The organism is Streptomyces sp. NPDC029164 (assembly GCF_055563995.1).
Window position 1 is genome coordinate 97626 of sequence record NZ_JBVHWW010000002.1, and the last position, 13359, is coordinate 110984.

General features: G+C 70.4%; 9 protein-coding genes. 8 read left to right on the top strand and 1 reads right to left on the bottom strand.

Annotated features, from left to right (window positions below):
• Positions 1–450: 450 nt before the first annotated feature.
• From ACZ4VT_RS02965 to ACZ4VT_RS02975, 3 genes are all read left to right on the top strand, one after another.
• Complete coding sequence (locus tag ACZ4VT_RS02965; RefSeq protein ID WP_030707740.1) at positions 451–1053, top strand: PadR family transcriptional regulator; 603 nt, start codon at positions 451–453, stop codon at positions 1051–1053.
• Positions 1054–1102: 49 nt separating this feature from the next.
• Positions 1103–2185: an inositol-3-phosphate synthase gene (locus ACZ4VT_RS02970; RefSeq protein WP_030707739.1), complete on the top strand. Its 1083-nt coding sequence runs from the start codon at positions 1103–1105 to the stop codon at positions 2183–2185.
• Between the two features lie 106 nt (positions 2186–2291).
• Positions 2292–3560: an MFS transporter gene (locus tag ACZ4VT_RS02975; protein ID WP_467946048.1), complete on the top strand. Its 1269-nt coding sequence runs from the start codon at positions 2292–2294 to the stop codon at positions 3558–3560.
• Positions 3561–3625: 65 nt separating this feature from the next.
• Here ACZ4VT_RS02975 and ACZ4VT_RS02980 read toward each other — a convergent pair whose 3' ends face one another.
• Positions 3626–5092, bottom strand: coding sequence for a CCA tRNA nucleotidyltransferase (locus ACZ4VT_RS02980; protein ID WP_467946050.1), 1467 nt, complete (start codon positions 5090–5092; stop codon positions 3626–3628).
• A gap of 185 nt (positions 5093–5277) precedes the next feature.
• On the opposite strand from ACZ4VT_RS02980, the gene ACZ4VT_RS02985 reads away from it, so the two are divergent.
• The 5 genes from ACZ4VT_RS02985 to ACZ4VT_RS03005 all read left to right on the top strand — a co-directional run bounded on the left by ACZ4VT_RS02985 (position 5278) and on the right by ACZ4VT_RS03005 (position 13325).
• Positions 5278–7542 (top strand): DUF6049 family protein, encoded by a 2265-nt coding sequence (locus tag ACZ4VT_RS02985; protein ID WP_467946052.1) that lies wholly within the window; start codon positions 5278–5280, stop codon positions 7540–7542.
• 46 nt (positions 7543–7588) lie between these two features.
• Complete coding sequence (gene murJ, locus ACZ4VT_RS02990; RefSeq protein WP_467946053.1) at positions 7589–9763, top strand: murein biosynthesis integral membrane protein MurJ; 2175 nt, start codon at positions 7589–7591, stop codon at positions 9761–9763.
• Positions 9764–9880: 117 nt separating this feature from the next.
• Positions 9881–11614, top strand: a complete 1734-nt coding sequence (locus ACZ4VT_RS02995) for a protein kinase family protein (RefSeq protein WP_467946055.1) — start codon at positions 9881–9883, stop codon at positions 11612–11614.
• A gap of 98 nt (positions 11615–11712) precedes the next feature.
• Positions 11713–12408, top strand: coding sequence for an RNA polymerase sigma factor SigM (gene sigM / locus ACZ4VT_RS03000; protein ID WP_362799341.1), 696 nt, complete (start codon positions 11713–11715; stop codon positions 12406–12408).
• Positions 12405–13325, top strand: a complete 921-nt coding sequence (locus tag ACZ4VT_RS03005; protein WP_467946057.1) for an anti-sigma factor family protein — start codon at positions 12405–12407, stop codon at positions 13323–13325. The genes sigM and ACZ4VT_RS03005 overlap by 4 nt, the downstream gene beginning before the upstream one ends.
• Positions 13326–13359: the final 34 nt, after the last annotated feature.

Consider the following 13359-nt stretch of genomic DNA (forward strand, 5'->3'; position numbering starts at 1 on the left):
GGGACCGAGGGGGGGCTCGGGGTGTGGGTGTTGGGGGGGGGGGGGGGGGGGGGGGGGGGGGGGGGGCCCCCCTGTCCCCCCCCCCCCCCCCCCCCGGGGCGCTGCTGAGCGGCGCGGCGGGCTGAGGCCCGCCCACCACCCTGGGGCTGCGGCGGTTTGCGGCGGTGCTCGCTCATCGAACGACTACTCCTCGGGCAGGCGAGTGGCCTGGAAGCGGCAGATGAATTCCGGTTCCCCCGGTGTCATGGCCCACAGACTACGCACGCTCAAAACCCGACCAGTGCCGAAGTTCACCCCAAATCAGGCAACTCCACTGGTGCGAATTGGTGATGTGACACCGGTCACCAGATCACCCCTTGTCGATCAGGGCGCCCCGTTCTATCGTCTGGATGTATCGAGTCGATACATCAGCTCGGCATAAAGGCTCAGGGGCGGAGGAGAGGCAGGCGGATGAGCAGACGCTCAGGCATCCTCGAGTTCGCCGTCCTCGGCCTCCTGCGCGAGTCCCCCATGCACGGCTATGAGCTGCGCAAGCGGCTCAACACCTCGCTGGGGGTGTTCCGAGCCTTCAGCTACGGGACGCTCTACCCCTGCCTCAAGACGCTGGTGGCCAACGGCTGGTTGATCGAAGAACCGGGCAACGCCCCGGAGGACGCTCTCGCCGCTTCACTCGCAGGGCGCCGCGCCAAGATCGTCTACCGGTTGACGGCCGCGGGTAAGGAGCACTTCGAGGAGCTCCTCTCCCACACGGGCCCCGACACCTGGGAGGACGAGTCCTTCGCCGCCCGCTTCGCCTTCTTCGGCCAGACCGAACGAGACGTGCGCATGCGGGTACTGGAGGGCCGCCGCAGCCGGCTGGAGGAGCGTCTGGAGAAGATGCGCGCCTCCCTCGTCCGTACGCGGGAGCGCCTCGACGACTACACGCTCGAGCTGCAGCGGCACGGCATGGAATCCGTGGAGCGCGAAGTGCGCTGGCTGAACGAGCTCATCGAGAGTGAGCGGGCGGGACGGGATCGCAGAAGGTCCGGTCCGTCCGACGAAACTGAAAAATGAGGCCTGCATCTCGCAGACCTCGTCCGAGAACAAACAGGGAGCAACCGGAATGGGTTCGGTTCGCGTAGCCATCGTCGGCGTAGGCAACTGCGCCGCCTCGCTGGTGCAGGGCGTCGAGTACTACAAGGACGCCGACCCGGCGGCCAAGGTCCCCGGTCTGATGCACGTCCAGTTCGGCGACTACCACGTGCGTGACATCGAGTTCGTCGCCGCGTTCGACGTCGACGCGAAGAAGGTCGGCCTCGACCTTTCGGACGCCATCGGCGCCAGCGAGAACAACACCATCAAGATCTGCGACGTCCCGAACGCCGGTGTGACCGTTCAGCGCGGCCACACCCTGGACGGCCTGGGCAAGTACTACCGCCAGACGATCGAGGAGTCCGCCGAGGCTCCGGTCGACGTGGTCCAGGTCCTCAAGGACCGCGAGGTCGACGTCCTGATCTGCTACCTGCCGGTCGGTTCCGAGGCTGCGGCGAAGTTCTACGCCCAGTGCGCCATCGACGCCAAGGTCGCCTTCGTCAACGCCCTCCCGGTCTTCATCGCCGGCACCAAGGAGTGGGCTGACAAGTTCACCGAGGCCGGTGTCCCGATCGTCGGCGACGACATCAAGTCCCAGGTGGGCGCCACCATCACGCACCGCGTGATGGCGAAGCTGTTCGAGGACCGCGGTGTCCGTCTTGAGCGCACCATGCAGCTCAACGTCGGCGGCAACATGGACTTCAAGAACATGCTCGAGCGCGACCGCCTCGAGTCGAAGAAGATCTCCAAGACGCAGGCCGTCACCTCGCAGATCCCCGACCGTGAGCTCGGCGAGAAGAACGTCCACATCGGCCCGTCCGACTACGTCGCGTGGCTCGACGACCGCAAGTGGGCCTACGTCCGCCTCGAAGGCCGTGCCTTCGGCGACGTCCCGCTGAACCTCGAGTACAAGCTCGAGGTGTGGGACTCCCCGAACTCCGCCGGTGTCATCATCGACGCCCTGCGCGCCGCGAAGATCGCCAAGGACCGCGGTATCGGTGGCCCGATCCTGTCGGCGTCCAGCTACTTCATGAAGTCCCCGCCGGTGCAGTACTTCGACGACGAGGCCTACGCGAACGTCGAGAAGTTCATCAAGGGCGAGGTCGAGCGCTAGTCGAACCCCAAGGGTCCGCGAGGACACCTGGACTTCGACTGTTCTTCCGCGGAGGGTCCCCGGGCAATATGCCCGGGGACCCTCCGCGTATGTGACCCTTGCCCTCATGCCTGTCGTACGTGATCTGCGCGTACTCCTGCGCCTCAGGGACTTCCGCAACCTGCTCGCCGTACGGCTGCTCTCCCAGGCGGCGGACGGCGTGTACCAGGTCGCCCTCGCCACCTACGTGGTCTTCTCCCCGGAGAAGCAGACCTCGCCGGCGGCCATCGCCTCGGCCATGGCGGTGCTGCTCCTGCCCTATTCGCTGATCGGCCCCTTCGCCGGGGTGCTGCTCGACCGCTGGCGCCGGCGGCAGGTCTTCCTCTACGGCAATCTGCTGCGCGCCTTCCTCGCCTGTGTCACCGGGATGCTGATCGTCGCGGAGGTGCCCGACTGGCTGTTCTACGCCTCGGCGCTGTCCGTGACCGCCGTCAACCGCTTCGTACTGGCCGGGCTCGCGGCCTCGCTGCCCCGCGTCGTCGGCCCCGATCAGCTGGTCACCGCGAACGCGCTCTCCCCCACCGCCGGAACCCTGGCAGCGGTCGCGGGCGGCGGGCTGGCCTTCCTCGTACGGCTGCTGGCCTCCGACTCCAACGCCCTCGTCGTCCTGCTCGGGGCCGGGTTCTACCTGTGTGCGGCCCTCGTCTCCCTGCGCCTGGCCATCGGCCTCCTCGGCCCCGACCATCCCGCCGGCCGGGTCAACCCCTCCGTAGCCGAAGGGGTCGCCCTCACCGTGCGGGGCATGGCCGAAGGCCTCAGGCACCTGGCCGGCCGGCGCGAGGCGGCCCGGGCACTCGCCGCGATGACCATGATGCGGTTCTGCTACGGCGCCCTGTTCGTCATGCTGCTGATGCTCTGCCGCTACTCCTGGTCTGACAACGAGGCCGACGGGCTGGCCCTGCTCGGCGTCGCGGTCGGCGCCTCCGGGGCGGGGTTCTTCGCGGCGGCCGTCGTGACGCCCTGGCTGGCGGGCCGGCTGGGCACCCTCGGCTGGATCACAGCCTGCTCCGCGGGAGCCGCGGTCCTGGTGCCGGCCCTCGGCCTGTTCTTCGCCCCGGGGCCGATGCTGGTCGCCGCCTTCGTCCTCGGCCTCGCCACCCAAGGGGCCAAGATCGCCACCGACACGGAGGTCCAGTGCCGGGTGGACGACGACTTCCGCGGCCGCGTCTTCTCCGTCTACGACGTGCTCTTCAACGTCGCCTTCGTGGGAGCGGCGGCGGTGGCCGCCCTCATGCTCCCCGCCGACGGGCGCTCGGTGGCCCTGATCCTCTCTGTGTCCGCCCTCTACGCCGCGACCGCGCTGCTGCTGGGCCGGCAGGAGCGACGTCTCGTCTGAGGGCTCCCCCGAACGACGGTCGGCGTCGATGTTTCACGTGAAACATCGACGCCGGCGGTCGTTCGTCAGGCCTGCGCGGCCCACCACTCCTTGAGCGCGACGACGGCGGCGTCACGCCCCATCGGGCCGTTCTCCAGCCTCAGCTCCATCAGGAAGGCGTACGCCTTGCCGATCACCGGACCCGGGCCGACGTCCAGCACCTGCATGATCTCGTTGCCGTCCAGGTCGGGCCGGATCGCGTCCAGCTCTTCCTGCTCCTGCAGCTGCGCGATGCGCTCCTCGAGCCCGTCGTAGGTCCGGGAGAGGGCGTTGGCCTTGCGCTTGTTGCGCGTGGTGCAGTCGGACCGGGTCAGCTTGTGCAGGCGCTCCAGCAGCGGACCGGCGTCGCGGACGTAGCGCCGCACCGCGGAGTCGGTCCATTCCCCGTCGCCGTAGCCGTGGAAGCGCAGGTGCAGCTCCACCAACCGGGACACGTCCTTGATCATGTCGTTGGAGTACTTCAGCGCGGTCAGCCGCTTCTTGGTCATCTTCGCCCCCACCACCTCGTGGTGGTGGAAGGAGACGCGGCCGTCGCTCTCGAAGCGGCGGGTGCGGGGCTTGCCGATGTCGTGCAGCAGGGCCGCGAGGCGCAGCACCAGGTCCGGACCGTCCTCCTCCAGGGCGATCGCCTGCTCCAGCACGATCAGCGAGTGGTCGTAGACGTCCTTGTGCCGGTGGTGCTCGTCACTCTCCAGCCGCAGCGCGGGAAGCTCGGGCAGGACCCGGTCCGCGAGCCCCGTGTCCACCAACAGTCCCAGACCCCGGCGCGGGTTGGCCGACAGGATCAGCTTGTTCAGCTCGCCCTGGACCCGCTCCGCCGAGACGATCTCGATGCGGTCGGACATCGCCTTCATGGCCGCCACGACCTCCGGGGCGACCTCGAAGTCCAGCTGCGCGGAGAACCGCGCCGCCCGCAGCATCCGCAGCGGGTCGTCGGAGAAGGAGTCCTCCGGGGTCCCGGGGGTGCGCAGCACACCGGCGGCCAGGTCCTCCAGGCCCCCGTGCGGGTCGATGAACTCCTGCTCTGGCAGGGCCAGGGCCATGGCGTTCACCGTGAAGTCGCGCCGGACCAGGTCCTCGTCGATCGAGTCGCCGTAGGAGACCTCGGGCTTGCGCGAGGTGCGGTCGTAGGCTTCCGAGCGGTACGTCGTCACCTCGATCTGGAAGTTCCGCACGACGTCCCCGACGCGGGCGCTCTTCTGCGCCCCGACGGTGCCGAAGGCGATGCCCACGTCCCACACCGAGTCGGCCCACGGCCGGACGATCTTCAGCACGTCCTCGGGGCGGGCGTCGGTGGTGAAGTCGAGATCGTTGCCGAGACGCCCGAGCAGCGCATCGCGGACGGACCCGCCGACCAGGGCGAGGCGGAAGCCCGCCTCCTGGAATCGGCGGCCGAGCTCGTCGGCGACAGGGGCGACCCGCAGCAGTTCACTGACCGCGCGGCGCTGCACCTGACTCAGGGCCTGGGGGGTGTCTTCGTTGGCGTTCGGCACAACAGAAAAGGGTACGTGCCCGGCTCACCGGGGGCCGCCCCGTTTTACGCGACCCCGGTACACGGCCGCCCCCGGGCTGAGCCGATCATGTGGAGCAAGGCGCGGCACTCGCACACAGCGGGTCTCGTTACCATGCGTGGACGCACAAAAGACGAGCACTGACACTTCGAGGAACGGGCTAGCGCGTGGCCGAGGCGGCAGACATCCAGGGGGCGTCCCCCGCTCCTGTCCGGCGCCGCTGGCTGCGGCGCGCGATCGTCCTGCTCGCCGGGACGCCCGTGATGGCCGCCCTAGTCTACTCTCCCGCCCCCAAGGCCCAGGCGGTCCAGGCGACCGGTGTGGACGTCCAGCTGACGTCCATGACCCCCGCCGCGCCGGTCAAGGGGGACACCCTGACGATCTCCGGGACCGTGGTGAACACCGGCTCCGAGACGATCAACGACGCGCACGTCGGACTGCGGGTCGGACCCGCGCTCGCGGACCGGTCCTCCATCGACGAGGCCGCGGAACGCAACGGCTTCCGGGCCGGCGCCGACCCGGGCGAGATCGATCCGGCCTACGCCGTGAAGATCGCCTCGCTGCCGTCGAAGGTCCGCCAGGACTTCACCCTGACCGTCCCGGTGAACAAGCTCGAACTGGACAAGGACGGGGTCTACCAGCTCGGCGTCTCCCTTTCCGGGGCGACCGAGAGCCGCCCGTCCGAACAGGTCCTGGGAATCAAGCGGACCTTCCTGCCCTGGCAGCCGGAAGCGGCCTCCAAGCGCTCCCAGCTCACCTACGCGTGGCCGCTGATCTCCACCACCCGCGTCACCGCGGAGACCGGCTCCGACGAGCTCCAGACCCCCGTCTTCCTCGACGACTCGCTCGCCGACGAGCTCAAGCCCGGCGGCCGCCTGGAGCAGATGGTCACCCTCGGCAAGGACCTGCCGATCACCTGGGTCATCGACCCCGACCTGCTCTACACGGTCGACGCGATGACCAAGGGCTACCGGGTCCGCACCCCGGGCGGAAAGCCCGTCCAGGGCAAGAACAAGGCCGTCGCCGAGCAGTGGCTGAGCTCCCTGGAAGCCGCGGTCCAGGGCAAGAAGGTCGTCGCCCTGCCCTTCGCGGACCCCGACCTCGCCTCCCTCGCCCACCACGGCAAGGACGTCTCGGGCACCCTGGGCCAGCTGCGCCCCGCCACGGACAAGGCGAAGCAGGCCGTCGAGACCGTGCTGCACGTCACGGCGTCCACCGACTTCTCCTGGCCCGTGAACGGCGCCATCGATCCCTCGATCGTCAACGTCGCCACCTCGGCCGGCGCCCACAACGTCCTCACCCGCAGCGACAGCCTCGTGGAGAGCGGAGCCCTCGGCTACACGCCCTCGGCCGCCCGGCCCATCGGCGCCGGCACCACCGCCGTCGTCGCGGACGCCGATCTGTCCACCGCCTTCGAGGGCGACATGCTGAACGCCGGAACCTCGACCCTGGCCGTGCAGCGGTTCCTCGCCCACAGCCTCGCCCTCAACCTGCAGAAGACCGACGAGCAGCGCAGCTTCGTCGTCGCCCCGCAGCGGACGCCCAGCGTCAGCCAGGTGCAGACGATGGCCGCGGCCGTACGCGGGCTCCAGGCGGGCCGGTGGACACAGCCCGGGGACCTCGAGGCCGCGGCCGCCGCCAAGCCCGATCCCGGGGCCGCCACCCAGGTGCCGGGCGCCGGGCAGTACCCCGAGGCCCTGCGCAAGCAGGAGCTGCCGGTGTCGGCCTTCGAGAAGATCCGCACCACGCAGAACACCCTCGACCACTTCAAGGTGATCCTGGCCGCGCCCGACCGCGTGGAGATCCCCTTCGGCAACACCACCAACCGGGAGATGTCCACGTCCTGGCGCGGGCGTCCCGAGGAGGCCCGCCTCTACCGGGACCAGGTGCAGGACTACCTGATCGGTCTCACCGAGAAGGTCAAGGTCATCCCCAAGTCCGACGCCACCCTGTCCGGACACAGCGCCACCATCCCGGTCAGCGTCCAGAACAGCCTCGTCCAGGACGTCCACGACCTGGTCCTGCGGGTGAAGTCCGCCAACCCGACCCGTCTGATGTTCGGCGACAGCGGCCAGGCCGAGCAGCAGGTGACCGTCCAGGGCGACCACACCCAGACCGTGAAGTTCACCGCCAACGCCACCGCGAGCGGTCCGGTCGAGGTCACGGCGCAGCTGTTCACCAAGGACGGCGTCCCCTACGGCAAGGCACGACGGTTCACCGTCGAGGCCACCGAGATCACCCCCACCGTGATGCTCGTCATCGCCGGCGGTGTGCTCCTCCTGGTCCTGGCAGGCATCAAGATGTACGCCAGCCGCAAGCGCGTCGCAGCCCGCGCGGCCGCCGAGGAGAGCACGCAGCCGAGTGACGAGTCCACGGACACCGGACCGCAAAGCACCGAGGGGTCCGGCACGGGTGAGACAGTGGACCGTTGAGCGATGCCGTGGCCGGTCGGCCTGGGGACGATGAGGTGGGGTTTCGATGAACGCGCCGTACGACGGTGACCGCGCGCAGGGCACTGGTGGGCCTGCGCCCTCCCAGGGCACTGCCCCGGGCACCCCGGTGCCCGGGCAGGTTCCCGCGCCTGCGTCCGCGCCGGAACGCGACCCGTATGTCCAGGATGCCTACGACTACGACCCGTACCGGGCCCAGGACCTGTCCGCCCAGGACCCCGTCGCCGAGGTCCTCTACGACCGCGCCTCGCACCCCCCGCCGCCGCCCGGCACCTACCAGGAGCCCGGGCCGCTCTACGCGGCGCCGACCGCGCCCTCGTACTCCCCCGACCCGCGCGTCTGGGCCCAGACCCCGCCGCCCGAGCCGGACGGTCCCTCCCGCCACCTGCCGTACGGCGACCACGCCACCACCACCCAGTTCGTCGGCGTCGACTCCCTCGTCACCCAGGCCGCGGACGAGCAGCCGGAACCCGATGCCTTCGCGCACCTCTACCGGGACCAAGAGGCCGCGCCCCGCACCCCCACCGAGGAGGCCCCCGTCGCGGCGCCGGCGCCCAGCAAGCCCGCCGGACGCGCCTCCAGCCTGCTGAAGTCCAGCGCGCTCATGGCCGCGGGCACGATCGTCTCGCGCATCACCGGCTTCGGACGCACCCTGGTCATCGCCGGCGCGATCGGCGTGGGCACCTTCAACGACACGTACCAGATCGCCAACACCCTGCCCACGATGATCTACGTGCTGGTCGGTGGTGGCGCCCTCAACGCCGTCTTCATCCCGCAGCTGGTCCGGGCCATGAAGAACGACAAGGACGGCGGAGAGGCGTACGCCAACCGCCTGCTGACCCTCGTCGTGGTCCTGCTGGCCGCCATCACCACCATCTGTGTCCTGGCCGCACCGGTGTTCATCACGATGATGTCGCCGAAGATCGCCTCCGACCCGCAGCAGATGGAAGTGGCCGTCGCGTTCGCCCGCTACTGCCTGCCGACCATGTTCTTCATGGGCGTCCACGTGGTCCTCGGTCAGATCCTCAACGCCCGCGGCCGGTTCGGCGCGATGATGTGGACCCCGGTCCTCAACAACATCGTGGTCATCGCCACGTTCGGCGCCTTCATCTGGGCCTTCGGCGGCTTCACCACCTCCGGCGTCAACGCCGCCACGGTCACCGCCGACGGTGTGCGCCTGCTGGGTGTGGGCACACTGCTCGGCCTCACCGTGCAGGCCCTCGCGATGCTGCCCTACCTGCGCGACGCGGGCTTCCGGCCGCGCCTGCGCTTCGACTGGAAGGGCCACGGCCTCGGCAAGGCCGCCCGACTGGCCAAGTGGACGTTCTTCTTCGTCCTCGCCAACCAGATCGGCCTCGTCGTCGTCACCCAGTTCGCCACCTGGGCCGGATCCATCGCCGAGAAGCAGGGCCACTCCGGTACCGGCATCACCGCCTACAACTACGCGCTGCTGCTGTGGCAGATGCCGCAGGCGATCATCACCGTCTCCGTCATGACGGCCGTGCTGCCCCGCATCTCCCGCTCGGCCCACGACGGGGACGCCGCCGCGGTCCGCGACGACATCTCCTACGGGCTGCGCACCTCGGCCGTCGCGATCGTGCCGTGCGCCTTCGCGTTCCTCGCGCTCGGCGTACCGATGGCCACCCTGCTCTACGCCGGCTCGGGCTCGGGCGCGCAGAACATCGGCTACATCCTGATGGCCTTCGGCCTCGGGCTGATCCCGTACTCCGTCCAGTACGTCGTCCTGCGCGGCTTCTACGCCTACGAGGACACCCGGACGCCCTTCTACAACACGGTCATCGTCGCCGCCGTCAACGCGGCCGTCTCCGCGGCCTCCTTCTTCGTGCTCCCCGCCCGCTGGGCGGTCGTCGGCATGGCCGCCGCCTACGGCCTCGGCTACACCGTCGGCGTGGGCGTCGCCTGGCGCCGGCTCAAGAACCGCCTCGGCGGCGACCTGGACGGCGCCCACGTGATGCGCACCTACGCCCGCCTCACCGGCGCCTGCGTCCCCGCCGCCGCGGTGGCGGGTGCCGCCGCCTACGCGGTCACCCAGTGGCTGGGCAGTGGAGTCGCCGGTTCCGCCGCCGCCCTCGTGGCCGGAGGCATCGCCCTGGCGGCCGTGTTCCTCATCGCCGCCAAGCGGATGCGGATCGAAGAGCTCAACGCGATGGTCGGGATGGTCCGCGGACGTTTGGGGCGCTGATGCGCACAACCGTCGCCCCCGTTCGTGTGTCGTGCATAGCGTCGGACTGTGGGCACAATTGGCATGGCTTCGCAGACTGGCCTACAGCGCGCAACGGATGGGGAGGCAGGAACGACGGTGGCGGAACGTAGCACGGCTGCCGTCGACGTGGCCGACAACAGCGGCGATGAGCCGCTGGCCGCGCAAGCGGCAAAGGCCACGTCCGACGGGGTGGACACCCAGAACGGACGAGCCGCGGACGGACCCATGCCCGACAAGGACGGCGAACGCACGAAGGCGGCCCCCGCGGCCGCACCCGAACTCCACAGCGGCCACAAGCTCGCCAGACGCTACCGGCTGGAGGAGTGCGTCACCCGTGTGGACGGATTCAGCAGCTGGCGCGCGATGGACGAGAAACTGCGGCGTGCCGTGGGCGTCCACCTGATGCCCGCCGACCACGCGCGGGCACGCTCCGTCCTGGCCGCCGCGCGCTCCTCCGCCCTCCTCGGCGACCCCCGGTTCGTCCAGGTCCTCGACGCCGTGGAGGAGAACGACCTCGTCTACGTCGTCCACGAATGGCTGCCCGACGCCACCGAACTCACCGCACTCCTCGCCGCAGGCCCCCTGGAACCGCACGAGGCCTACCAGCTCGTCAGCCAGGTCTCCCAGGCCATGGCCGCCGCACACCGCGAAGGCCTGGCCCATCTGCGGCTGACGCCCAGCGCGATACTGCGCACCTCCACGGGCCAGTACCGGATCCGCGGCCTCGCGGTGAACGCCGCCCTGCGCGGCATCACCAGCGAGACCCCGCAGCGCGCTGACACCGAGGCCATCGGTGCCCTCCTGTACGCCGCCCTCACCCAGCGGTGGCCGTACGAGAACGACGCGTACGGCCTCGCCGGCCTGCCCAAGGGCGTGGGCCTGATCGCGCCCGACCAGGTGCGCGCCGGTGTCCACCGTGGTCTGGGTGAACTCGCCATGCGGGCACTCGCCAACGACGGGGCCACCGCCTCCCGCCAGGAGCCCGCCTGCACGAGCCCCGAGGAGCTGGCCAAGGCCGTCGCCGCGATGCCCCGCATCCGGCCGCCGGAGCCCGCCTTCACGGCCCCGCCGGAGTACCAGCACACCACCTACCAGCAGGGCAATTACGGCCGTCCCACGCCTCCCGGTGTCCACACCGCCCAGATCCGGCCCGTCCAGCCGCCGCCTCCCCCTCTGCAGAGCCGTACCGGCCGGGCCCTCAAGTGGGGTGTCGCCGCGCTGCTCATCGCCGCCCTCGGCCTGGGCAGCTGGCAGCTGGCCGACACCCTCCTGGAGCGCAACAACGGCGGCACCAACGGCCCGAACCAGACACCGACCGATTCCGAGGACGATCCGAAGCCCGTGACGCTCGGCAAGCCCCTGCCCGTCAACGGCGTCTCCGTGTTCGCACCTGGTGGGGACCCGCTGAAGCCGGAGGACGCGGGCAAGACGGTCGACAATGACCCGTCCACCAGCTGGATCACGCCCCGGTACGACGGCTACGCGAACTTCGGAAACCTCGAGACCCACAACCGCAAGGCCGGCAGCGGCATCATCGTCGACCTCGGCAGCGTGCAGGAGGTGGCGGGCATCAACCTGGACCTCACTGCCCCCGGGCACAAGGTCCAGGTCCGCGCCGCCGCGCCCGACGCCTCCTCACCGACGTCGCTGGCCAAGTTCCCCGAGCAGATCGCCGAGGAGAAGACCGTCGAGAAGAACCTCGCCGTCACGCTCGGGCACACGATCAAGACCCGCTACATCCTGATCCACATCACCGCGCTGCCCCCCGAGGGGTCGGACAGCTACCGCGGCGGCATCAGCGAGATCAAGATCCTCGGTACGAACCCTTAGGTCCTGATCCCCCCTCGCGGGCCCGCTGCGCACCGGCACGGCGGGCCCTCGTCATTCCCCCGCCCAAGCCGTAATCTCCCTCCGGGAGGCGAGGTGTGATGCACGACGCGACGACCGGCGACGCCAGTGACGCGGATCTGCTGGCCCGGCACGTGGCCGGTGATCCCGATGCGTTCGGGGAGCTCGTGAGGCGGCATCGGGACCGGTTGTGGGCGGTGGCGCTGCGGACCCTCGGAGACCGCGAGGAAGCCGCGGACGCCGTGCAGGACGCCCTGGTCTCCGCCTACCGGGCCGCCCACACCTTCCGCGGGGAATCCGCCGTCACGACCTGGCTGCACCGCATCACCGTGAACGCCTGCCTCGACCGCGCCCGCAAGGCCGCCTCCCGCAGGACTTCTCCCCTCGACGACACGGACCGCCTGGAGCGGCTCCTGGAGCCCCACGAGTCCGCCGAGGCCCCCGCGGAGCGCCAGGACCTCCACCGCCAGCTCCTGGCCGCCCTCAGCACCCTCCCGGCCGATCAGCGGGCCGCGCTGGTCCTCGTCGACATGCAGGGATACCCCGTCGCCGAAGCCGCTCGCATCCTCGAGGTCCCCACCGGCACGGTGAAGAGCCGGTGCGCACGCGGCCGGGCCAAACTCGTCCCCCTCCTCACTCATCTGCGCACGAATGCCGTGGATAACACCGCCACCGAGCGGGGAAGGAACCGGACGCCGGGTCCACCCGTCCCACCAGCGGCAGAGCCCAGGCATTCAGACCCAGACGCTGTGAAGGGCGGAGGTGGACGACCGTGAGCCCCACAACCGGCACGACCGGCACGATCCGGCACCCGGACGTCTCGGAGATCTCCGACCTGACCGAAGGACTCCTCTCCCCGTCCCGTACCGCCGAAGTCCGCCGGCATCTCGGCGACTGCGCCCTGTGCGCCGACGTCCACGCCTCCCTGGAGGAGATCCGCGGGCTCCTCGGCACCCTCCCGGGTCCGGCCCGGATGCCCGGTGACATCGCCGGCCGCATCGACGCGGCCCTCGCCGCCGAGGCCCTCCTCGACGCCACCCAAACCCGGATCCACGCCGCGCCCGAGGAACGGACGCCCCCCCGGGACCGCGATGTTTCACGTGAAACATCGCCCGCCGGTCACCCGACCGGCCCAACCGGTCCGGGCAGACGCCGCGCCCGCCGTCGGATCGCCGTGCTCTCGGGCCTGGTCGGAGCCGCTGCTTGTGCCCTCGGCCTCTTCCTGTTCGGCGATTTCTCCGGTACGCCCACCGGTGACACAGCCGCCCGTAAGGAGACCCCGAACTCCTCGGACCGGGGCGCGGCCGTCTCGGGCGGTGGCGACTACACGGCACAAGGGCTCCAGGACACGGTGCGCGGGCTCATCGCCACCCAGGGCGCCAAGACCGCTCCGGGAGAGCAGAACAACACCTACGGCATGGAGAACACGTCTCCGGACCAGGGCGTCGCCCCCGGCGACAAGCGGGCGGCGGAGTCCGTCCCCGCCTGCGTCCAGGGCGCCACCGGCCGTCCGGACTCCCCGCTCGCCGCCGAGCGCGGCAACTACCAGGGCACCGGCGTCTACCTCCTCGTCCTTCCGCACCCGGGCGACTCCGCGCGCGTGGACGCCTTCCTGGTCGACTCGGGCTGCGAGAACAGCGGCTCGGCCACCCCCGGAAAGCTCCTCCTGACGGGTACCTATCCCCGGAGCTGACAGGTTCAGGCCCACAGTGGGGCGGGTGGGGAAT